20 protein-coding genes and 1 pseudogene are annotated in these 22,806 nt (G+C 65.3%); 2 read left to right on the top strand and 19 right to left on the bottom strand.

The genetic code is table 11. The annotated features are described in order from the left end of the window. Positions 1 to 83: 83 nt before the first annotated feature. From infB to rimP, 4 genes are all read right to left on the bottom strand, one after another. Positions 84 to 2,768, bottom strand: a complete 2,685-nt coding sequence (infB, locus tag P6U29_RS00230; protein ID WP_407115799.1) for a translation initiation factor IF-2 — start codon at positions 2,766 to 2,768, stop codon at positions 84 to 86. Between the two features lie 70 nt (positions 2,769 to 2,838). Beyond that, on the bottom strand, positions 2,839 to 3,522 hold the full coding sequence (locus P6U29_RS00225) for an RNA-binding protein (RefSeq protein ID WP_407115798.1): 684 nt from the start codon (positions 3,520 to 3,522) through the stop codon (positions 2,839 to 2,841). Positions 3,523 to 3,547: 25 nt separating this feature from the next. Continuing rightward, positions 3,548 to 5,158, bottom strand: coding sequence for a transcription termination factor NusA (nusA, locus tag P6U29_RS00220; RefSeq protein ID WP_407115797.1), 1,611 nt, complete (start codon positions 5,156 to 5,158; stop codon positions 3,548 to 3,550). Between the two features lie 2 nt (positions 5,159 to 5,160). Continuing rightward, positions 5,161 to 5,916 carry a ribosome maturation factor RimP gene (gene rimP, locus P6U29_RS00215; RefSeq protein WP_407115796.1) on the bottom strand — a complete coding sequence of 252 codons (756 nt, stop codon included), beginning with the start codon at positions 5,914 to 5,916 and terminating at the stop codon, positions 5,161 to 5,163. Between the two features lie 358 nt (positions 5,917 to 6,274). On the opposite strand from rimP, the gene P6U29_RS00210 reads away from it, so the two are divergent. Further along, positions 6,275 to 7,357: a DUF2336 domain-containing protein gene (locus P6U29_RS00210; RefSeq protein WP_407115795.1), complete on the top strand. Its 1,083-nt coding sequence runs from the start codon at positions 6,275 to 6,277 to the stop codon at positions 7,355 to 7,357. A gap of 107 nt (positions 7,358 to 7,464) precedes the next feature. Beyond that, positions 7,465 to 8,629 (top strand): annotated as a pseudogene (locus tag P6U29_RS00205) (IS110 family transposase). Between the two features lie 518 nt (positions 8,630 to 9,147). Here P6U29_RS00205 and trmB read toward each other — a convergent pair. From trmB to trpS, 15 genes are all read right to left on the bottom strand, one after another. After that, complete coding sequence (gene trmB, locus P6U29_RS00200) at positions 9,148 to 9,861, bottom strand: tRNA (guanosine(46)-N7)-methyltransferase TrmB (protein ID WP_407115794.1); 714 nt, start codon at positions 9,859 to 9,861, stop codon at positions 9,148 to 9,150. Beyond that, positions 9,858 to 11,015, bottom strand: a complete 1,158-nt coding sequence (locus P6U29_RS00195) for a M20 family metallopeptidase (RefSeq protein WP_407115793.1) — start codon at positions 11,013 to 11,015, stop codon at positions 9,858 to 9,860. Before P6U29_RS00195 ends, trmB begins: the two co-directional genes overlap by 4 nt. An 86-nt stretch (positions 11,016 to 11,101) precedes the next feature. Then, positions 11,102 to 11,515 carry a helix-turn-helix domain-containing protein gene (locus P6U29_RS00190; RefSeq protein WP_024338547.1) on the bottom strand — a complete coding sequence of 138 codons (414 nt, stop codon included), beginning with the start codon at positions 11,513 to 11,515 and terminating at the stop codon, positions 11,102 to 11,104. Positions 11,516 to 11,735: 220 nt separating this feature from the next. Then, a complete protein-coding gene (gene lnt / locus P6U29_RS00185; RefSeq protein ID WP_407115792.1) occupies positions 11,736 to 13,349 on the bottom strand; it encodes an apolipoprotein N-acyltransferase in 1,614 nt (537 codons plus the stop codon). Continuing rightward, a complete protein-coding gene (locus P6U29_RS00180; protein ID WP_407115791.1) occupies positions 13,346 to 14,464 on the bottom strand; it encodes a hemolysin family protein in 1,119 nt (372 codons plus the stop codon). Before P6U29_RS00180 ends, lnt begins: the two co-directional genes overlap by 4 nt. A 1-nt stretch (position 14,465) precedes the next feature. Continuing rightward, positions 14,466 to 14,975, bottom strand: a complete 510-nt coding sequence (gene ybeY, locus P6U29_RS00175) for an rRNA maturation RNase YbeY (protein WP_407115790.1) — start codon at positions 14,973 to 14,975, stop codon at positions 14,466 to 14,468. A gap of 58 nt (positions 14,976 to 15,033) precedes the next feature. After that, entirely contained in the window at positions 15,034 to 16,029 is a 996-nt protein-coding gene (locus tag P6U29_RS00170; RefSeq protein ID WP_100235264.1) for a PhoH family protein, read from the bottom strand. 64 nt (positions 16,030 to 16,093) lie between these two features. Next, positions 16,094 to 17,488, bottom strand: coding sequence for a tRNA (N6-isopentenyl adenosine(37)-C2)-methylthiotransferase MiaB (gene miaB / locus P6U29_RS00165; protein ID WP_407115789.1), 1,395 nt, complete (start codon positions 17,486 to 17,488; stop codon positions 16,094 to 16,096). 184 nt (positions 17,489 to 17,672) lie between these two features. Continuing rightward, positions 17,673 to 18,353, bottom strand: a complete 681-nt coding sequence (locus P6U29_RS00160; RefSeq protein ID WP_407115788.1) for an HAD family hydrolase — start codon at positions 18,351 to 18,353, stop codon at positions 17,673 to 17,675. Between the two features lie 4 nt (positions 18,354 to 18,357). Then, positions 18,358 to 18,813, bottom strand: a complete 456-nt coding sequence (locus P6U29_RS00155; RefSeq protein ID WP_027572387.1) for a Fur family transcriptional regulator — start codon at positions 18,811 to 18,813, stop codon at positions 18,358 to 18,360. A gap of 37 nt (positions 18,814 to 18,850) precedes the next feature. Further along, a complete protein-coding gene (rimI, locus tag P6U29_RS00150; protein WP_407115787.1) occupies positions 18,851 to 19,336 on the bottom strand; it encodes a ribosomal protein S18-alanine N-acetyltransferase in 486 nt (161 codons plus the stop codon). Further along, a complete protein-coding gene (tsaB, locus tag P6U29_RS00145; protein WP_407115786.1) occupies positions 19,333 to 20,025 on the bottom strand; it encodes a tRNA (adenosine(37)-N6)-threonylcarbamoyltransferase complex dimerization subunit type 1 TsaB in 693 nt (230 codons plus the stop codon). Before tsaB ends, rimI begins: the two co-directional genes overlap by 4 nt. Positions 20,026 to 20,226: 201 nt before the next feature. Continuing rightward, the gene (locus tag P6U29_RS00140) at positions 20,227 to 20,796 is read right to left on the bottom strand and encodes a NifU family protein (protein WP_407115785.1); all 570 of its coding nucleotides are present in this window, start codon (positions 20,794 to 20,796) and stop codon (positions 20,227 to 20,229) included. A 299-nt stretch (positions 20,797 to 21,095) separates the two neighbouring features. After that, positions 21,096 to 21,590 (bottom strand): universal stress protein, encoded by a 495-nt coding sequence (locus tag P6U29_RS00135; protein WP_407115784.1) that lies wholly within the window; start codon positions 21,588 to 21,590, stop codon positions 21,096 to 21,098. A gap of 86 nt (positions 21,591 to 21,676) precedes the next feature. Then, on the bottom strand, positions 21,677 to 22,729 hold the full coding sequence (gene trpS / locus P6U29_RS00130; RefSeq protein ID WP_407115783.1) for a tryptophan--tRNA ligase: 1,053 nt from the start codon (positions 22,727 to 22,729) through the stop codon (positions 21,677 to 21,679). Positions 22,730 to 22,806: the final 77 nt, after the last annotated feature.

Here is a 22,806-nt window from a genome sequence, read left to right as displayed (position 1 = left end):
AGGGGCGGATGGCCGGAAAAATCCGGCCATCGCACTCCCGCTTTCAGTTCAAAAAGATCCGAACGCTTCGGTAAGATTTGGACTTACAGGGAGCGCTGGATCGTCTCCACGCGATAGCACTCGATGACATCGCCTGCGCGCATGTCGTGGTAGTTCTCGAAGGCCATGCCGCATTCCTGACCGGACTGGACTTCCTTCACTTCGTCCTTGAAGCGTTTCAGCGTCGACAGCTTGCCTTCATGCACGACGACGTTGTCGCGGATCAGGCGCACATTGGCGCCGCGTTCCACGGTGCCGTCGGTGACGCGGCAGCCGGCGACCTTGCCGACCTTGGAGATGTTGAAGATCTCCAGGATCTCGGCATTGCCCAGCATGGTTTCGCGCAAGGTCGGCGCGAGCAGGCCGCTCATCGCCTTCTTCACGTCGTCCACGAGGTCGTAGATGATGTTGTAGTAGCGGATCTCGATGCCGTTGCGCTTGGCGGCCGCAGCGGCTTCCTTGTTGGCACGAACCGAGAAGCCGATGATCGCGGCGTTGAAGCCTTCCGCGAGCGTCACGTCCGACTCCGAGATGCCGCCGACGCCGGCATGCAGGATGCGGGCGGCGACCTCGTCGGTACCGAGCTTCTCCAGCGAGCCGAGGATCGCTTCCAGCGAGCCCTGCACGTCGGCCTTGACGATCAGCGGGAATTCCTTGCGGCCCGCCGTCTTCAATTGCGACATCATCTGCTCGAGCGAGCCGCGCATGCCGGAGATCGAGGCTGCCGCGTTCTCGCGCTTCTGGTGCGCGCGGTAGCTGGTGACCTGGCGGGCGCGGGCTTCGTTCTCGACCACCGCGAGACGGTCGCCGGCCTCCGGCGGACCGTTGAAGCCGAGCACTTCGACCGGCACCGAGGGACCGGCCTCCTGCACTGTCTCGCCCTGATCGGAGATAAGCGCGCGGACGCGGCCCATTTCGGCACCGGCGACGATGATGTCGCCGACACGGAGCGTGCCGCGCTGGACCAGCACGGTGGCGACCGGACCACGGCCGCGATCGAGCTTGGCCTCGATCACGGTGCCCTCGGCCGGACGCTGCGAATTGGTCTTCAGGTCGAGGATTTCGGCCTGCAGCGCGATCATCTCGAGCAGCTTGTCGAGATTGGTCTTGTTCTTGGCGGACACCTCGACGTCGACGACTTCGCCACCGAAGGACTCCACCTGCACCTCGTGCTGGAGCAGTTCGGTGCGCACGCGCTCGGGCTTGGCGTCGGGCTTGTCGATCTTGTTGATGGCAACGATGATCGGCACCCGCGCCGCCTTGGCGTGGTTGATGGCTTCGACCGTCTGCGGCATGACGCCGTCATCGGCCGCGACCACCAGCACGACGATGTCGGTGACCTTGGCGCCGCGGGCGCGCATCGCGGTGAACGCGGCGTGGCCGGGCGTGTCGATGAAGGTGATCTTCTTGCCGCTTTCGGGCGACACCACCTGATAGGCGCCGATGTGCTGGGTGATGCCGCCGGCCTCGCCGGAGACGACGTTGGCGTGGCGGAGCGCATCGAGCAGCGACGTCTTGCCGTGATCGACGTGACCCATCACGGTCACGACCGGCGAGCGCGTCTCGGTATCGGTGGAATCGTCGACGGTGTCGAACAGGCCTTCCTCGACGTCCGATGCGGCGACGCGCTTGACAGTGTGGCCGAGCTCTTCGGCGATCAGCTGCGCGGTGTCGGCGTCGATCACGTCGGTGATCTTGTGCATCGCGCCCTGCTTCATCAGCATGCGGATGACGTCGACCGCGCGTTCGGACATGCGGTTGGCGAGTTCCTGGATGGTGATCGCTTCCGGGATCGTCACCTCGCGGACCAGCTTTTCCTTCGGCTCGTTCGAGGCATGACCCTTCAGGCGCTGGGTGCGGCGGCGGAACGATGCGATCGAGCGCTCGCGCACGTCATCGGCATTGAGCGCGGTGACGACGGTGAGACGGCCGCGTTCCTTCTGCGGGCCAGGCTTGTGTGTGGTCTTCGGGGCTGCCGCGGGACGCATCGCGCCGCCGGGGCCACGACGAACCTGGCGCGGAGCCTCGTCGTCATCAGGCTCGGCCGCAACAGCGGGGCCGCGACCGGGGCCAGCCGGACGCTGCGCGGTCGTCGTTGCAGGCCGCGCCGGCGTTGTTCCCGGGCGTGCCGTCGTGGTACCGGGCCGCGGCGCAGGCGTGGTCGGCGCGGCGGTTGCGGGACGCGCGGCAGCCGGCTGCTCGCCTTCCCCAAAACGCTTCTTGGCCTCGGTCTCGGCCTTCCGCTTGGCTTCGTCCTCATGGCGATGGCGCTCTTCCTCGGCCTTGCGACGGGCTTCGGCGGCTTCGCGCTCGGCGCGTTCGGCGGCCTCGCGGGCGGCGCGGCGCTGGGCCTCTTCCTCGGCCTGGCGGCGTTCCTCGACCTCACGCAGCTTGGCATCGGCCAGTGCGCTGGCGCGGGCCGAACGCTCGTCCTCGGTCAGGGTGCGCAGCACCACGCCGGAACCGGCGTTGCGAGGCGGGGCGGGCGGAGCCGGACGCGACGGCGCGGCGGGTGCGGCCGCCGGAGCCGGCTTTGCAGTCACCTCGGGCGCGTGCGGCTCGGGGCCGTCGCCCATGCGGCGCTTGCCGCGCTTCTCGACCACGACCTGCTTGCTGCGGCCATGGCTGAAGCTCTGGCGCACGGTGCCCGTTTCGACGCGCGGCTTGAGCGATAGCGTCTTGCTCGGAACGCTCAGCTTCTTGTCGCCAGGGGTCTTGGTATCAACCATTCAGCAGTCCTAATCCTGATTTGTCAGTGTTGTGCGTTGCCGCACCGTCCTATCGGGTCGTCGTTGTCTCTCAGAAATCCTGGCCGGGCTTTTCGGCAGTCTTGTCATCGTCCGCCATCCGGTATCGGACCAGCATCTGGCTACGTGACAGGAATGACTTGCTCGCCGGGCCCGCGAGCAGGGCAGCATGTATCACATTTGACCGGGTCAGTGCCAAATCCAATTCTACTGATTTCAGTGCGGTGACGACGGGAATCTGCGACTTGGCGCCGCGATTTCCGGCATTTTGACGCGCCAGCATGTCCAATTTGCGGATTCCGTCTGCGGCCCCGTCGCTGGCATGGATCAGGACCTCGACCGTTCCTTCTCGAAGGGCGCTCTCGACCTTGCCGAAGCCGGCCACGACCTGGCCCGCCTTGGCGGCGATCCCAAGGGCTTCCGTCACGCTCCGAACCAGGAGCGCCTCGATGTCAGTGGGAAGCGTCTGAGGGACGCGCAGATCGCGCTTGAAGGCCTTGCTGAATTGGTGACGCCGCACGGCTTCCGCAACCACCTTGCGTGAGGCGGTGACCCACATGCCGCGTCCGGGCAGCTTGCGCTTGAGATCGGGAACCACGTCGCCTTGCGGCGAGACGACGAAGCGGATCAGCTCGTCGATCGGCCGGACCTCGCGACTGACCGCGCACATGCGCATGGTCGCGGATCTTTCGGTCCGCGGCCCATGGTCGAGTTCGCTGTCAGTGTTGGCGAGCATCCGGGCGACATCCTCCTTCGCCTTCTTAAGCTGGCTGGTCTTCGGTCGCCTCGGCCTCTTCGGCCGGCTTGGCGAGATCGGCCTCGGTGATCCAGCCGGCCTTGACGCGGGCCTGCATGATCATCGCTTCGGCATCGTCACGGGAGATCTCGATGCCGTCGAGCGCACCGCCGTGCTTGGTCGGCTCGCCGCCTTCCTTGCGCTCGGTCCAGCCGACCAGATCGTCGGTGGCGCAGCCGGCGAGGTCGTCGACGGTCTTGATGTCGTTCTCGCCGAACTTCACCAGCATCTTCGAGGTCACGCCGGGCACGTCCTTGAGCGCGTCCTCGACGCCGAGCTCCTTGCGCCTGGCCTCGAGCTCGGCCTCCTGCTGCTCCAGATATTCGCGGGCGCGGTTCTGCAGCTCCTGCGCGGTCTCCTCGTCAAAACCCTCGATGCTGGCGAGTTCCTTGACGTCCACCATCGCGAGTTCCTCGACCGAGGTGAAGCCTTCGGACGCCAGCAGCTGCCCGACCACTTCGTCAACGTTGAGCGATTCCATGAAGACCCGGGTGGAGTTCTCGAAGTCGGCCTGGCGGCGCTCCGATTCCTCCTGCTCGGTCAGGATGTCGATGTCCCAGCCGGTGAGCTGCGAGGCCAGGCGGACGTTCTGGCCGCGGCGGCCAATCGCCAGCGAGAGCTGGTTGTTGGTGTCGGGCACCACGACCTCAATGCGCTCGCGGTCCTCGTCGATCACGACCTTGGAGACCTCGGCCGGCGCCAGCGCGTTGACCACGAAGGTCGCGATGTCGGGCGACCAGGGAATGATGTCGATCTTCTCGCCTTGCAGTTCGTTCACCACCGCCTGCACGCGCGAGCCGCGCATGCCGACGCAGGCGCCGACCGGATCGACCGAGGAATCGCGGGAAATCACGCCGATCTTCGCGCGCGAGCCGGGATCGCGGGCCACCGCCTTGATCTCGACGATGCCGTCATAGATCTCCGGCACCTCCTGCGCGAACAGCTTCGCCATGAACTGCGGATGGGTGCGGGAGAGGAAGATCTGCGGGCCGCGCGTCTCGCGGCGGACGTCGAAGATGTAGGCGCGGACGCGGTCGCCGTTGCGGAACACCTCGCGCGGCAGCATCTCGTCGCGGCGGATGATGGCTTCGCCACGGCCGAGATCGACGATCACGCTGCCATATTCAACGCGCTTGACGACGCCGTTGACGATATCGCCGATGCGGTCCTTGAATTCCTGGTATTGCCGGTCGCGCTCGGCCTCGCGCACCTTCTGCACGATCACCTGCTTGGCCGATTGCGCGGCGATGCGGCCATATTCCAGCGGCGGCAGGGTGTCGGCGATGGTGTCGCCGACCTGGGCGCCGGGGTTGGCGCGCTGCGCGTCGACCAGCGAGATCTGGTTGGCATGGTTCTCGACCTTGTCGACCACCAGCATGTGGCGCGACAGCCGCAGCTCACCCTTCTTCGGGTCGATCTCGGCATGAACGTCAGTCTCGCTGCCGTAACGGGCCCTGGCGGCCTTGGCGATGGCGTCTTCCATCGCCGCGATGACGATGCCGCGGTCGATCGATTTCTCGCGTGCGACGGCGTCCGCGATCTGAAGCAATTCAAGTCGGTTGGCGCTGACTGCCATGGCTAGTCTCCTTGGTCAGGATCGATCTCGCCGCGCCGCGCGCGTTCGGCGGCAAGGCGATGTTTCTTCGTGTTGGTCGGGGCCGGCTTCTTCTTCGGCTTGGTGTTCTTGGTGGTCTTCTCGCTGATCTTGGCGTGCGGCGCCTGCGGCGGCTCGAGGCCGAGATTGCGGCGCATCTCGCGCGCCTCGGCCTTGCCGCGGCGCATGGAGTCGGCGATCAGCGCGTCGGTCAGCACGAGGCGTGCCTCGCCGATATCCTCCATGGTCAGGAGAACGTCGGCATCGTCGCCCGCCTTGGCGTCGTCGCGATGCAGATGCACCCGGTCGCCTTCGACCGCGCCGAGCGTGCCGCGGAAGCGCTTGCGCCCCTCATGCGCGACCGCCATCTCGATCTTCACCAGATGGCCGGAATAGCGCTCGAAATCGGAACGGCGCACCAGCGGGCGGTCGATGCCCGGCGAGGAGATCTCGAGGCGATAGGCGCGATCGATGGGATCGGCGACGTCGAGCACGGGCGACAGGGCCCGCGAGATCGCCTCGCAATCCTCGATCTGCATCGAGCCGTCCGGCCGCTCGGCCATGATCTGCACGGTGCAGCCCGCCTCTCCGGAAATGCGGATCCGCACCAGGCGGTAGCCCATGCCCTGGAGCACAGGCGTCGCCACCGCCGACACCCGTGCCGCGACGCCCGGCTCGACCACGAGCCGCGGCTCGGCCAGCAATTCGGCATCCGTGGAACCAGGCTTCGGTTCGATCATGTCCAGGGTCAGGGCGCTCAATGGTTAAGGCTTGGTTACGACGTCAAAGCCCGTTTCGGAACTTTCCCGACAGCACGTCGGGCTGCATCTCCCGCCAAGCCGCGTTCAGGTAATAAAAAAGAGCGGGTCCTTGCGGGCCCACTCTCACTACGCGGATCGTATGAGAAGATGAATTGGCGCTGATATAGCGCTTTCCCTGCTCCCGGACAAGGCCCATTGCAGCGGGAACGGGCCTTTTTGCGCCGATCCGCGGACCCCGCGCAACGCTTCCTTCATCAAGCAGGCCTAGATTGCCGGATTGTGGGGCGGCTTGAACCAAGGGCGCACCCGCGGCGTGCCCCGTTCGAGTTGCGTTTTCATGACCGTTGCCACGTCGCTCATTCCTGGACTGGACGATATCGTCAAGCGCGGCGATCCGCGGCGACGCGGCGAGATCGCGCGCGCCATCGCGCAGCTGTTCTTCCAGGACGCGGACAAGCTCCGCCCCGAGCTGATCGATCTCTTCGACAATCTCCTCATCGATCTCGTCCCGCATGCCGAGCTCGCCTCGCGCATCGATCTCGCCGAGCGCTTCTCGCGCCTGAACAATGCGCCGCCGCACCTCGTCAATCAGCTCGCGCGCGAAAACGAGATCATGGTGGCCGGTCCCGTGCTGCGCCGCTCGCCCGTGCTCGACGATGCGGCTCTGGTCGAGATCGCGCGCTTGAAAGGCCAGGGCCATCTCCTGGCGATGACGGAGCGCCCCGCTCTGTCGCCCGTCGTCACCGACGTGCTGGTCGAGCGCGGCGATCGCGACGTGGTGCGCCGCGCCGCAGCCAATGCCGGTGCGGTGTTCTCGCCAAACAGCTATTCCGAGCTGATCAAGCGCGCGGCGCAGGACGGCGTGCTGACGCTCAAGATCGGCCAGCGCACCGATCTTTCGGGTGAGAACCTGAAGCGGCTTCTCGACGGCACGCTCGACGTCATCCGCCGCCGCCTCTCCACCGTGGTCAATCCCGCGCGCCAGGTCGAGATCAAGCGCGCCATGGCTGCGATCGAGGAAGCCGCGCTGCCGCCGGGACCGCGGCGCGATTTCTCGGCAGCCCAGCGTACGGTGCTCACCTTGCATCGCGAGGGCCATCTCGGCGAGAGCGCACTGCTCGGTTTCGCCAAGGCGAACAAATACGAGGAAACGATCGTCGCGCTCTCGGCGATGTCAGGCGTTCGCCTCCAGGTCCTCGATCGCCTGATTGCAGGCGATCGCTATGATCCGCTTCTGATCTTGGGTCGCGTGCTGAACCTGGGCTGGCCCACTGTGCGCGCGCTCATTCTGCTCTGGTACGGCCCGCACCGCACGCCTGCCGATGCCGACATCGAGGCCGCGCGTGTGAACTTCACGCGCCTGATGCCGACGACTGCCGAGCGCGTTGTGAACTTCTGGCGCAACCGACAGACGATTTAGCTCCTGGCTTCGTCATTGCGAGCGGAGCGAAGATTCCATGGGGAGTGGATAGCGACCGGGTCTGAGGCCAGACTGAGGTTGCTGAAGAACTCAACCTGGAGACAACGATGTTGCTCGATCATCTTTCCGACGGACTGGCCGCTATCCGGACGCAGATTGGCGCAATTTTTGTGTCATTGGAACTGAGCCGTTCGACATGGCTGGTTACATCGCTGTCGCCCGGCAAGGGCGAGAAGATGTCCAAACACAGCGTGAAGGCCGGCGCTATTGCGGAGCTTTTGAAGCTCTTTGCAGCGCTGAAGCGTAAGGCCCAGGCGCGAACGGGCGAGAGTTATCCGATCATCACCATCCAGGAGGCGGGGCTGGATGGGTTCTGGCTTCACCGCACTCTGCAGTCGGAGGGCGTCGAGAGCTACGTGGTCGATCCGGCCTCGATCGCGACGCCGCGCCGGCGCCGGCGGGCCAAGACGGACCGGTTGGACGGTGAGACGCTGTTGCGGTCGCTTCTGGCCTACAAGCGCGGCGAGCCACGGGTCTGCGCGATGGTCGTTGCCCCCTCTCCGGAAGAAGAGGACCGCCGCAGGCTTTGCCGGAGCGGCGGACCTTGATCGCGGAGCGGATCGTGCATGTGAACCGGATCAAGGGTGTTCTGTTTGCGCAAGGGATATTCGACTACGTGCCGCTGCGGCGCGATCGACGGACGCGGCTCGAGGCCTTGCGCACGGGGACGGGCGGCTGCTGCCGGCGCATTTGAAGGCGCAGATCAGCCGCGAGCTCGACCGGCTCGAACTTCTGCTCGACCAGATCGCGGCGGTAGAGCGCGAGCAGGATGCATTGCTGGCTGCAAGCCGACCAGCAGGCGAGAAGGCTGCATCGAACCCGGTCGCGATGCTGCTCGACTTGAAGGGCCTGGGCCCGAACTTTGCTGCCATTCTCTGGTCGGAGGCCTTCCACCGTCAGTTCACCAACCGCCGCCAGGTTGCGTCCTATGCCGGTCTTGCGGCCACGCCATGGCGCAGTGGCGGCATTGAGCGTGAGCAGGGCGTGTCGAAGGCCGGCAATCCGCGCCTGAGAACCACGATGATCCAGCTCGCCTGGCTGTGGATACGTCACCAGCCTCAATCGGCTCTGACCCAGTGGTTCAAGGCCAACAGCCAGCGCGGCCGCAAGCGCACAATCGTGGCGCTGGCGCGCAAGCTGCTCGTGGCCCTGTGGAAATACGTGACCGCCGGCGTCGTGATCGAGGGAGCCGTGGTGAAGCCCGGCGCCTGACACCACGCCTCTCAGCCTCAAAACCAATCCGCCGAGGTTGATCAGCCTCGGCCGATCCGGGTGGACGAACCGATGGATTGCATGGCTTCAAACGCCGTAACGAAGAAGGGTCTCGTCCTCTCGAGCCTGCCCGCCGCAAGCGGAATGTTGGTGCAGTCGCCACCGCGCAACGACCGAATGTGAGTTTGATCTGGCATGCAAACCAGATTGCCAAAACCGGCTCGACCCTTGGATCGCCAACCATAGGAGTAGTTCACGCCGCACTTCCCGACCCAACGAGCCTGAAGGCGTGCTCGCTCAGGTCAAGACCAAGCCGCTTCGCGGCGGCCCTCACGGGCCGGTCTTGACCTGATCTGCGCGCGCCATCCGAAAAGTTCCGCGGTCGGGACGAAGAGCTGGCCTGCAATCGAACAAAGAGCTGACCATAAACCTTGACACATCAAATCCCCATGTGAGCAATCCAGAAATCTCTCGGGGAGGCAGGGATTGCTTCGTCGCTTCGCTCCTCGCAATGACGGCTAATCGACCCGCCTGAACCGCAAATAAGCCGCCTTGCGTCCTTCTCGCGCGGCCTTCCGGCCGTAGCGCGTCATGGTGTAGCCCGGCCATGGCTGTCGGAAATCGTCGGCGCGTTCGGCGAGCCAGACGAAGTCCTGCGAGCGCGCAAGATGCGACAGCGTCCAGGCGACGTAATCGTCGATGTCGCAGACGAAACGGAATTCGCCGCCGCTCCTGAGCACGCGAGCCATCGCGGCTATGGTCCGGTCCTGGACGAAGCGGCGCTTCCAGTGTCGCCGCTTCGGCCAGGGATCGGGATGGATCAGGTCGATCCGCGACAGCGAAGCCTTCGGCAGCCAGGCCAGCAGCTCGGCGGCATCGCCCGCGAACAGGCGGATGTTGCCGATATTGGCGGCCTCGATCTGCGCGAGGATCTTTGCCATGCCGTTGACATAGGGCTCGCAGCCGATGAAGCCGGTCGCGGGGAAGGTCTTCGCTTCGGCCGCAAGATGCTCACCGCCGCCGAAGCCGATCTCGAGTCTGACATCTTCGGCTGCGGGGTCGAAGATCGCGCGGGCGTCCGCCGGCGCCTCACCGGCGATGTCGAGCGCAAGATGCGGCAGCAGCTGCTCGATCAACCCGGCCTGGTGTTGCCTGAGCTTGTGGCCCTTGCGGCGTCCGAAGAAGGCGCGCTCGCTGTCCTCGCGATCGGGGTCTGATTTACGTTCGCTCATCGCAGCGTCTGATACAGGCGATGGAGCAGCCGCGCGCGCGGCGCGAGCGACGAGACATAGAGTTGCTCATAATGGGTGTGTGCGCCCTTGCCGTCGACGCCGAGCCCGTCGAGCGTCGCGGTGTGCGCGGCGGTGAAATTGCCGTCCGAGCCGCCGCCGGTGTGGGTGTCGGTCAGCTCGAAGCCGATCTCGCTGGCGAGCGCCTTCGCATGCTCGTACAGCGAGGCGCCTGCATTGCTCTTCTCGTAAGGCGGTCGATTGAGCTCGCCGGTGACTTCAACGGTAACGCCGTCGGTCTTCGATCTCAGAGAGAGAATCTTGCCGACGAACTCGTCTGCGTCCTTGAGGCTCACGACGCGCAGATCGACTTCGGCATAGGCCGTTTCCGGCGTGACGTTGGGGCGCGTGCCGCCGCGCACCACGCCGACATTGACGGTGACGCCGCGCGTCGGATCGTTCATCCCTTCCAGCGCCAGGATCACATTGGCGAGCTCGCGGACGGCACTGCGGCCGTCCTCCGGACGCGTGCCGGCATGTGCGGGCACGCCTGTGATGAACACCTGGAAGCGTCCGACGCCCTTGCGTCCGGTGACGATCCTGCCGCCGTCACGCGCCGGCTCGGTCACCAGTACATATTTGGCCTTGCGTCCCTCTCGCTCGATCAGCGCGCGCGAGGTGGGGCTGCCGATCTCCTCGTCGGAGGTGAACATGTGGGTGATGCCGAGCGGCGAGCGGTCGCCGGTGGCGCAGAGTGCGCGAAAGGCGTCATGGGCGATGTAGGCGCCGCCCTTCATGTCGTAGATGCCAGGACCGAACGCGACGTCGCCTTCGACCTTGAACGGCAGGCGCTCGATGAATCCGATGGGATGAACGGTATCGAGGTGGCTCAGCACCAGGACGCCTGGCCGATCCTGCCCCCAGTTCGTGCGCACCACGAGATGATCGCCGCAGCCATCCACGCCGGCGATGCGCTCGAGCGTGACCGGCAGGTCGCGGTATTGCTCCGCGACCAGGGAGACCAGCTTGTTGACCTGTTCAGGCGCTTCCGTCGGCGTCTCGATCTCCACCCAGCGGCGGATGCCATCGAGAATAGTTTGTGAATCGAACCAATTGGAGCCAGTCATGGACGCATCTGTGCCTGTGAATCGCATCATCGAAGCGGACGCGCATCAAAGCGCGGTCATAAATGACGACATAGGCCAGATTTGACGCAGTCTCAAACCGCCATGGAGATGGCGCCTCAGCGCTTGTCGGGGCCTTCGCGGGCCGCAATCTGCTCGACGAGATCGACGATCGAACGGCGCATCTTCGAATCGGTGATTCGCGTGAAGGCCTTGGTCAGGGCGAGCCCTTCGGAGGTCGCGAGAAAGTCCGAGACGTAAGAGGGCGAGGCGCCTTCGCTGAAGCCCTCCGGACCCGGCACGCCGCTCGGGCCGCCCTCGAACAGGAACGACACCGGCACCTGCAGAATCTCGGCGATCTGCTGGATGCGGCTCGCGCCGACACGGTTGGTGCCCTTCTCGTATTTCTGGATCTGCTGGAAAGTCAGGCCCAAAGCTTCACCGAGCTTTTCCTGGCTCATGCCCAACATGATGCGGCGCATGCGCACGCGACTGCCGACATATTTGTCAACAGGGTTGGGCGCTTTCGACATTTCCTCAGCCCTCCAAACATCACCTTCGGCGCAATCATCAAGCATGCCTCGGGTGCCAGCACCGTCAAAATCAAACCCTCTTATTGGGAAACATTGCGGAGAAATTTAGCAACGTACCGCTGTCTTTCGCAGCCGGTGCAGAATGAGGAGCCCACCTGCAGTCTGTCAACCGTGGGACTACGGTTGTCAAAGGATTCCGGCGGCGTCGGCGGCGAGGCGATCAGGGGTACCCTTTGGCGACGCGCCGGCGCACCGCCACAATCACGGCGAGCGCGACGAGCATGGCTGCGGGCACGTCGCCCACCCGCGCATAGACGGTCGGCGGGATCGCGGCGGGCAGGTTTGCGTCCAAAATGCCTTCGATTCCGAGGCCGAGGCTCGCGACCGTGCGCCCGACCGGATCGATCACTGCGGAGACGCCGGTATTGGCGGAGCGGACCAGCGGCAATCCGAGCTCGATCGCGCGCATCCGCGACTGCTCCAGATGCTGATAGGGGCCGGTCGAGATACCGAACCAGCCGTCGTTGGTGAGGTTCACGATCCAGCCCGGACGTTCGTTGCGCCCAGCCACTTCGCCGGGAAAGATGGCTTCGTAGCAGATCAGCGGCAGCGCAGGCGGTGCGCTGGGGACCGGCAGCGCATGCCGCACGGTGCCGGGAATGAAGCCGCCGCGCACGCGCGTCAATTGCTCGAAACCGAGCTTCTCCATCAGCGCCTGGTAGGGGAGAAATTCTCCGAACGGGACCAGATGCAGCTTGTCGTACACTGCGAGCACGCTGCCGTCGTGATCGATCACGTAGATCGAATTATAGGCGCGCGTGATCGGCGCGCCCCGCGGCAGGTCGGGCGCGCGGACCGATCCCGTGATCAGCACGGTGCCCTTCGGCAGCAGGTCCGCGATTTGCGCCATCGCGTCGGCTTCGCGGGTTAGGAAGAACGGAAAGGCGGATTCCGGCCAGATCAGGATGCTGGCATCGCGCACGCCGGTCGATTGCGGGCCGGAGGCGCGGTCCGACAGCGCGAGATACGTCTTCATCACCTCCGCCTTGGCGGCGTAGTTGAATTTCGCGTCCTGCCGCAGGTTCGGCTGCATCAGGCGCAGCTTGGCGCCGGATACCATCGTGGTCGGATGCAGCGAGAGGCGGATTGCGCCGAAGATGCCCATGGCAATCAGAAGCGCGACGGCGGCCGCCGGCATGCGCCATTGCAGGCGGCGATCGGCCGTGCGGTCGATCAGCGTCGCGGGACTTGCGAAGATCGCAACCGTCAGGAACGTCATGCCCCACAGGCCGATCAGCGAGGCCGTCTGCGCCAGCGGCAGTGGCTCGGAGAGTGCATAGCCGAACGCGTTCCAGGGAAAGCCGGTCAGCGCATGACCGCGCAGCCATTCGCTGATGGTGAGGCTTGCCGCGAGCGCAAGCACGCGCGTGGCGTTCTTGGTCCACAGCAGGCGCGCCAGCGCAAAGCCGATCGCCGTGAAAATCGACAGATAGGCCGGCAGCCCCAGCACGGCGAACGGCGTCAGCCAGGCGAACGTGTCGGCATCGACGAAGAAGGCGTAGCCGATCCAGTAGAGGCCGGGCACGAAATAGCCGAGCCCGAACCAGTAGCCGGTCAGTGCCGCGGCAGGAGCGCCGCCATAGCGTCCGCCGCCGGCGCCGTCGATCAGCCAGACCAGCACCGGGAAGGTGACGAACAGCACCGGGAACAGGTTGAACGGCGCCAGCGCCAGCACCGATAGTGCCCCGGCCGCCATGGCGATGACGGCGCGCCGCCATCCCCAGGTGAGGATGATGGCGAGCGCGATCTGCCGAAGTCGCTGCGATGGACTCACTGCGGGCCGGCCCCGTCGCTCGGCGGCGGCGTGGGGGTGTCGCTGGCCGGCGGTTGTCCGCTCTCCGGCGTGGCCTCGCGGCGCCGGCTCTCGCGCTGGGTACGCGGCGCCGGACGCTCCTTCCGTGTCGAGATGCGCAGCCGCTTGACACGGCGCGGATCGGCATCGAGGACCTCGACCTCGTAGGTGCCGGGACCCGAGATCACCTCGCCGCGCACCGGCAGGCGTCCGACGAAGCTGACGAGATAGCCGCCCAGCGTTTCCACCTCCTCGCCGGCCTCGCCGGTGACGAAGTCTTCGCCGATCACCGAGCGGACGTCGTCGAGGCTGGCGCGGGCGTCGGCGATGAAGGCGTTGTCGGGCAGGCGCACGATCGAAGGCGGCTCGTCGCTGTCGTGTTCGTCGTCGATCTCGCCGACGATCTGCTCGACGATGTCCTCGATCGAGACCAGCCCGTCGCTGCCGCCATATTCGTCGACCACCAGTGCCAGATGGATGCGCGAGGCCTGCATCTGCGCGAGCAGGTCGATCGCCCGCATGGACGGCGGCACGTAGAGCAGCTTGCGGATGATGTGCGCGTCATGAAGCGGCAGCGCGAGATCGACGGCGCGCAGGTCGAGCCCGGCCGGCAGCGGCTTCTTGCGCTTGGTCTTGGTGGCTTCCGATACGCGGGCGCGCGCGGTCATGAATGCGAGCAGGTCGCGGATGTGGACGATGCCGACGGGATCGTCGAGCGTCTCGTTGAAGACCACGAGGCGGGAATGGCCGGCGCTCTCGAAGCGGTCCATCAGTTCCCCGAGCGGGATGTCGCGCTTCACTGCGACGATGTCGGCGCGATGCACCATGACGTCGGCGATACGGCGCTCGTGCAGGCCGAGGATGTTGCGCAGCATGGTGCGCTCGACGGCGGAAAAGCCGGTGTCGTCGGGTGTCGTCGCGTCCAGCACGACCTGCAGGTCGTCGCGGACCGATCCCGCCTTCCAGCCGAACAGCGTCCGGATGGCGCGCAGCAGCCAGTTGTCCGCCGTTGGGCGCATCACCTCGCCTTGCGTCACCACGGCCGGCAAATTGGCCGTGTTGCGCGGATTGTCTTGGATCGGATCGGAATCCGGCATCTCAATGCGTCCCCGGGCGGTCTGCATAGGGATCGGGTATGCCGAGATGAGCCAGGATCTCACGTTCGAGCGCTTCCATCTCCTCGGCGTCGCTGTCGTTCTCGTGGTCGTAACCGATCAGGTGCAGGAATCCATGCACGGCGAGATGGCTCAAATGGTGGTCGAACGGCTTTTGTTCCTCGTCCGCCTCGCGCCGCATGGTTTCATAGGCGATCGCGATGTCGCCGAGCATGCGCGGCGCATCGCCAGGTTTCCATTCGCCCTCCGGCTGGAGCGCGGGGAACGAGAGCACGTTGGTGGGCTTGTCGATACCGCGCCAGTTGCTGTTGAGGGCACGGATGCCGGCGTCATCGGTCAGCATCACAGCCACTTCCGCGTCGGCAACGTCGTCTTCGACGCTCTCGGCGGCGGCCGCCACGGCGCGCTGGATCACGGCTTCGGAATCAGGCTCACGCTGCCAGCAATCGGCGACGACGAGGACCTCGGTCATGGGAAGGTTGGGATGGGACATTGTGTTGTCTGGGACGAAGGGCGCCGTGTTCGCGCCCTCTGGGTCCGGTGTTGCCTCGTCAGGATTGACCGGTGGCCGGCCGCTGCGGCGGCCCTTCGTAGGCGGCGACGATCCGCGCCACCAGTTCGTGGCGGATCACGTCCTCGGCCTTGAAATGAACCTGGGCAATTCCCTCGACGCCGTTCAAGAGGCGTGTGGCCTCGGCCAGGCCCGAGGTCTGGCCGTTCGGCAGGTCGATCTGCGAGGGATCGCCTGTCACGATCATCCGGCTGTTCTCGCCGAGACGCGTCAGGAACATCTTCATCTGCATCGACGTGGTGTTCTGGGCCTCGTCCAGGATGATGGCGGCGTTGGTCAGCGTACGGCCGCGCATGAAGGCGAGCGGCGCGATCTCGATCTCTCCGGTCTGCAGCGCGCGCTCGACGATGCGCGCATCCATGAGGTCGTAGAGCGCATCATAGATCGGCCGCAGATAAGGATCGACCTTCTCGCGGAGATCGCCGGGCAGGAAGCCGAGCCGCTCGCCGGCTTCCACCGCCGGACGCGACAGGATGATGCGATCGACCTCCTTGCGCTCGAACAGCTGCGCGGCATGGGCGACGGCGAGCCAGGTTTTGCCGGTGCCGGCGGGACCGATGCCGAACACCAGCTCGTGCCGTTTCAGGGCACGGATGTAGGAGTCCTGCGCGGCCGTGCGCGCGCGCACCGGGCGCTTGCGCAGGTTGATGCTGTCGAAGGTCGATTTGGCCGATTTGGCGTCGAACTCGAACAATGAGCCCTGCGCGATCACGGCGCGGATGGCGCCTTCGACCTCGCCCTGGTCGAGATCCTGCCCTTTCACCGCTTGCGTGTAGAGCATTTCCAGCACGCGGCGCGCGGCGTCGCAGCCGTCGCGGGTGCCGCCGATGGTGATGTGGTTGCCCTTGGAATCGACGATCACGCCGAGCCGCCGCTCGATCTGCGCCAGATGCTGGCCGTACGGGCCGACCAGCGCGGAAGCGGCGCGATTGTCGTCGAAGTCGATGACGACCTGGGTTTCGGGCGGAACTTGCATGTCGCGGTCAAATTTGCGGCTGGGAGCGAACGAAGACGAATCCGATGCGCTTTTTGGCAAGGGTTCAGGCTCCAGTGGCTTGCGATAAAGCGGGCTCGCGCGCGCCATGCGGCGTCACGAGCTCGCCGAGAAAACTGTAGCGCTCGAGGCTGTCGATGCGGACCGGCAGGATTTGTCCGATGATGTCGGACGAGGCCATCACATGGGCGGGCTGCAGGTAGGCGGTACGGCCCACGATCTGGCCCTCCTTGCGCGCCGGACGCTCGAACAGCACGTCGACCGTTGAGCCAATCGCGGCCTTGTTGAAGGCCGATTGCTGGCTGTCGATCAGTTCCTGGAGCCGCTCCAATCGCTGGTCCATCTCGGCGGGGGACACCGTCTCCTGCATGTCCGCGGCCGGCGTTCCCGGCCGGGCGGAGTATTTGAACGAATAGGCCGCAGCGTAGCCGATTTGCGTGACAAGCGCGAGAGTGGCGCGAAAATCTTGCTCGCTCTCGCCAGGGAAGCCGACGATGAAATCTGATGAAAAAGCAATGTCTTGGCGTGCACTGCGGAAACGGTCGATGACGCGGCGGTAATCATCGGCGGTATGTTTGCGGTTCATGGCCGCCAGAATCCGGTCCGAGCCCGATTGCACCGGCAGGTGCACGAACGGCATCAGGGCACCGAGATCGCGATGGGCCGCAATCAGGCTGTCGTCGACGTCGCGGGGATGGCTGGTCGAATAGCGCAGTCGCGCGATACCGGGAATCGCCGCCAGATGTTCGAGCAACCGGCCGAGCGGCCAGATTTTTCTATCCGGCCCCTCGCCGTGATAGGCGTTGACGTTCTGCCCGATCAAGGTGAGCTCGCGCACGCCGTTGTCGGCGAGCCGCTTCACGTCCTCGACGATCTTCGCCACGGGGCGCGAGACTTCGGCGCCGCGCGTGTAGGGCACGACGCAGAAGGTGCAGAACTTGTCGCAGCCTTCCTGCACCGTGACGAAGGCGGAAATGCCGCGCGCGCGGATCGCATCGGGCTTCGGCTGGGCCAGGAAGCCGAACTTGTCGGCCGCGGGAAACTCGGTCTCGATCGCACGGCCCTCGTCGCCGGCGCGTTTCAAGAGCTCCGGCAGATGATGATAGCTCTGCGGTCCCACCACGACATCGACGACAGGCGCCCGGCGCACGATCTCCTCGCCCTCGGCCTGCGCCACGCAGCCCGCGACCGCGATTTGCATCGTCCGGCCTCCGCGCGCGGCCTCGTCCTTGGCGAGGCGCAGCCGGCCGAGCTCGGAATAGACCTTCTCCGAGGCCTTCTCGCGGATGTGGCAGGTGTTGAGGATGACGAGGTCGGCATCCTCTGCGCTCGCCGTCTCCACGAATCCTTCCGGCGCCAGCGTATCCACCATGCGCTGGGCATCGTAGACGTTCATCTGGCAGCCATATGATTTGATGTGCAGCTTGCGCGGCGGCGTCATGGAACCCGAAAATGGCGGTGGAGGACGGCCCTCAGATATAGGCTGGAGGGGCGAAAATCCAGCGAATGGGGTATTTGTTGGCTGTCATTCCGGGGCGCGACGCCGTCGCGAACCCGGAATCCAGAGCTTTTGGCGCGAGATTCCGGGTTCGCCTCTTCGAGGCGCCCTGGAATGACGGCAACCATCAGCCCGCCAGGGCGTCCGTCTCGACCCGCCGGACCAGCTCCGGCAGTTGATGCATGTCGGCAAAGGTCAGGTTGGCGCCGGCTTGGCGCAGGCGTTCGGCATGGCCGTCCCCGCAATGGCTGCCGCCGCAGAAGCCGAACACGATCATACCGGCTGCCCGCGCCCCGGAGATGCCGGCCAGGCTATCCTCGATGACGACGCAGCGCTCGGGCGGTACGCGCATTTCCTTGGCCGCGAACAGGAATAGGTCCGGCGCCGGCTTGCCGTTCGCAACCTGCGAGGACGAGAAGATGTTCGGCGCAAGGCGTTCATAGACTCCCGTGCTTCCGAGACTCACCTGCATACGCGAATGCGAACCGCTCGAGGCGACGCACACGGCTTGCGTGACCACATCGAGCACGTCGTGGATGCCGCGAATGGCTTCGAGGTCGGCTTCGAATGCGCGAAACAGCTCGTCCTGCAGATCGCCATGATAAGCCTCGGGCAGCTTCCGGCCGAGTTCGGTTTCGATCTCGAGGTTGGCCTGTTTTGTCGAGCGGCCAAGGAAGCGCTCGGACACCTGCTCCGACGTGATCGGATAGCCGTGCCGCGTCAGCACATCCGCATGCGCGCGACAGGAGATCACCTCGCTGTCCACGAGCACGCCGTCGCAATCGAAGATGATGAGATCGATGGGCACTAAATCAATTCGTCGGCTTGTCATCGTCGAGCGGGACGCAATAGAGCTCGAGCCGGTGATCGACCAGCTTGTAGCCGAGCTTGCGGGCGATCTCCGCCTGAAGCTTCTCGATCTCGTCGGAGGTGAACTCGATCACCTTGCCGTCGCGTAGATTGATGAGGTGGTCGTGATGGCTGTCGCGCATCTGCTCGTAGCGCGCGCGGCCCTCGCGGAAATCGTGGCGCTCGATGATGCCGGCATCCTCGAACAGCTTCACGGTGCGATAGACGGTCGAGATCGAGATCTTGTCGTCGACCGCAACGCAGCGCCGGTACAGTTCCTCGACATCGGGATGATCGATCGCTTCCGCGAGCACGCGAGCGATGACGCGGCGTTGCTCGGTCATGCGCATACCCGTGGCGGCACAGCGCGACTCGATATCGGACGCCTTGGATGCAGAGGAAGATTTTAGTGTGGTCATAGCGTTGTCTGCCTGGCGGGGCTTTCTGCCACCAATGTTACGACAAGTCACGTCGCATCAGAAGGGCGTTCAATTGTTCCCCGTTGGGCTGCTTATAGTAGCGATCGCGGCGTCCGACCACCACGAATCCGCACCCGACGTAGAGCCGCCGCGCCGGCTGGTTATTTTCCTCGACTTCGAGAAATATTGTGCGCACGCCGCGCCCGGCGAGGTGGCCGAGATGGGTCATCAGCAGCGTGCGGGAGAGACCGCGGCCGCGATACGCCCCGTCCACCGCAATCGAGAGAATTTCCGCTTCGTCCGCGCCGATCCGCGACACCGCAAAGCCGATCGTCTTGCGGCCGAGACGCAAGCGATGCACCAGCGTGTTGCGCTCGCTGATCATGCTCTCGAACTCGCCCTCGCCCCAGCCGTGCGCAAAGGAGGCGCCGTGCAGCTGCGCCAGCCGCACGGCGTCGCGCACGGAAGCCGGCTCGACGGCGGCCGTGCCGCCGCGCCACCATTCCGACAGCCATCTCATCATGAGCTCGCGGCTTGGGCGAGCGGCGGAGTTGCGGCCGGCTTTGCGTCGGGCGCCTTCAGATAGAACGGCCGCGCCGGGTTCGTCTCGGGATCGGCTGCGGCTCCGAGCCATGCGACCCAGCCGATGTCGGGCGCAGGCTGCGCGTCGACCGCGACCGGCTGCGGTCCGTCCTTCGGCCAGCGATCGGCGAGGATCTTGGCGGCATTGCCGACCAGATGCGGTTGACCGAATTGCGAGGCCGCAATCGCCTCGTCGATGGGCGCGACGCCCGGCCGCACCAGCTGGCTGCCGTCGCCGGCGACGATCTGGAAATAGACGTGATCGTGCCGTGCATCGATTGCAGAGATCACAGGTGCCGATTTGCGCTGGCAGACGATGGCGGCCGCATAGGCCGACAATGTCGTCAGCCCCACGGCCGGCTTGCCGGCTGCGAGCGCAAGGCCGCGCGCCGCGGAAATGCCGACGCGCAAGCCGGTGAAGCTACCGGGGCCGACGGTGGCCGCAATGCGGTCGAGCGAGGTGAAGGCGAGATCGGCAGATTGCATTACGCGCGCGATCATCGGCATCAACGCCTCGGCATGGCCGCGCTTCATGAGCTGCTGCTCCTGCGCGAGGAACTCGCCGGCATCGGTGTCCAGCACGGCCGCCGCGCAAGCTTCCAGCGCAGTATCGATGGCAAGGATCAGCATGAAAAAGCGAATGGCGAGTGGCGAATGGAGAGCAGTCTAGCGAACCAAGCGCCTATCCGCCATTTGTCATTCACTATTCGTAGCCCCTGATAGCGCCGTATCTCGTAGGGTGGGCAAAGGGCTCTCGCACCGTGCCCACCACTTTTGTCGCCGAAAGCAAAGGTGGGCACGCTTTGCTTTGCCCACCCTACGACAGTTCGCCTACATCGGCCGGACTTCGACCACGTCGGGCACGAAGTGCTTGAGCAGGTTCTGAATGCCGTGCTGGAGCGTCGCGGTCGATGACGGGCAGCCGGAGCAGGCGCCCTTCATGTTGAGATAGACGATGCCGTCCTTGAAGCCGCGGAACGTGATGTCGCCGCCGTCATTGGCGACCGCAGGCCGCACCCGGGTCTCGATCAGGTCCTTGATCATGTCGACCGTCTCGGCGTCGGCCTCGTCGAAGAACTCGTGTTCGTCGTCGAAATCGGCATCGCTGTGCGCTTCGCCTCCGGCGAGCAGCGGCGCGCCCGACATGTAGTGCTCCATGATGGCCCCGAGGATCGCGGGCTTGAGCTGCTGCCATTCACCGCTCGCCTTGGTCACGGTGATGAAGTCAGATCCGTAGAACACGCCGGTGACGCCGGGCACGTCGAACAGCTTTTCGGCGAGCGGCGAACGGCCAGCGGCTTCGCGGCTCGAAAACTCCACTGGGGTGCCGTCGACCACGACGCGGCCGGGAATGAACTTCAGCGTGGCGGGATTGGGGGTGGCTTCGGTTTGAATGAACATGGTTTTCTCCAGACGTCACCGGTTCAAGGCCGGCGCGTGCTCCATCCCCTAGCAGATGGCGACGACGAACGCACGATCAAGGGGGCGACGGGATATTAGTTCATAAAAATCAGATGGTTGTCCTCAGCCGACCCTCCCCTGGAGGGGGAGGGTCGATCGCGCGTAGCGCGAGCGGGGGTGATCTCTCAACACGGGCACTGTTGGATGAGGAGAGACCGTCACCCCACCCCGTCTCATGCCTCGCTCCGCTCGACATGAGCCGACCCTCCCCCTCCAGGGGAGGGTAAGAAGCAGCGCTGCTACGACAGCGAATCCACGCTCTGGTCGCTCAGAGCGCCCGAGATGATCGTCACCGGCACCGGGAAGGTGCCGAGCGCATGCGCGAGCAGCGTGACCAAAGGTCCCGGGCCTTCCGCGCCGGGATTGGCGGCGAGCACCAGCATGGCGATCTCGGGGTCCTCATCGATCACCGCGAGCAGCTGCTCCAACGCTTCGCCTTCGCGGATCACCCGCTCCGGCGTGATCGCAGCGATGCCGTTGGCTCTCCCGGCGGCACGGTCGAGCGCGGCTTCGGCGGCTTCCTGCGCCTCGGCGCGCATGATGTCGGCGACACCAAGCCATTCCTGGCTCTGCTGCTCCGGCTCGATGATGCGCAGCAGCACCACCTCGCCGCCGGCGCGAATCGCCCAGCGGCTGGCGTAATAGACCGCGCGGTCCCATTCGGCGCTGTCGTCGACGATGACGAGGCATTTGGGCTTGTGACCCGGCTCGTAGCAAAGTCGCTTGCTGGTCATGCATGTCCCGGCGTGTGCACGGGGAGCATGCTGCCACACTCCCTCCCGCTTGGGGAGAGGAGACGCGGCCGCCGGCCCCCTGACGCCTATCGACAGCGGATGAAGCCGACGATGTCCTTGGACAGCTTCATGGTCTCGTCGGCGATCGCGCGCGCCCGGTCGGATCCCTCGTTCAGGATCGCGTCGATATGGCCGGGGTCGGCGACGAGGCGCTTCATCTCGCCGGCGATCGGCGCGAGTTTTGTCACGCACAGCTCCGCCAGCGCGTTCTTGAAGCTGGAGAACTGGCCGTTGCCGAACTCGCGCAGCACGTCGGCCTTGGAGCGGCCGGACAGCGCGGCGAAGATGCCGACGAGATTGTCGGCCTCGGGCCGCGCTTCCAGGCCCTTTTCCTCCGTCGGCAGCGGCTCCGGATCGGTCTTCGCCTTGCGGATCTTCTGCGCGATGGTGTCGGCATCGTCGGTGAGATTGATACGCGAATTGTCGGAGGCATCCGACTTCGACATCTTCTTGGTGCCGTCGCGCAAGCTCATCACGCGCGTCGCCGGGCCGGTGATCAGCGGTTCCGGCAGCGGGAAGAACAGGCCGTCATTGTGACCCTGCGCGCGAATGGAATCGCCGAAATCGTTGTTGAACTTCTGCGCGATGTCGCGCGAGAGCTCGAGATGCTGTTTCTGGTCCTCGCCGACCGGCACGTGCGTGGCGCGATACAGCAGGATGTCCGCCGCCATCAGCACGGGATAATCGAACAGCCCGACCGATGCGTTCTCGCGGTCCTTGCCGGCCTTTTCCTTGAACTGGGTCATGCGGCCGAGCCAGCCCATGCGCGCGACACAGTTGAAGATCCAGGCGAGCTCGGCATGGCCCGAGACCTGGCTCTGGTTGAACACGATGTGCTTCTTGGGATCGATGCCGGCCGCGATGAACGCGGCGGTCACCTCGCGGGTGTTGCGCGCGAGCTCGACCGGTCCGCCCCAGACGTCCACCCCTTGCGTGATCGCGTGCATGTCGACGACGCAATAGATGCAATTGTGGGTTTCCTGCATCTTCACGAAGTTGACGATCGCGCCGAGGTAATTGCCGAGATGCAGATTGCCCGTCGGCTGGACGCCCGAAAAGACCCGTTCAACGAATGCCATGGTCGCCTTCCTGGAAGGTATTCGGGCCGTCGTTTCCAACAGCGGCGCTGCCCCGTCAAGGGTATTTCGCTGGGTTC

The sequence above is a fragment of the Bradyrhizobium sp. LMG 9283 genome, assembly GCF_045571415.1.
Taxonomy (GTDB): Bacteria; Pseudomonadota; Alphaproteobacteria; order Rhizobiales; family Xanthobacteraceae; genus Bradyrhizobium.
Note: the sequence above shows the minus strand (reverse complement) of the source record. Positions and strands in the feature narration are given on the sequence as shown.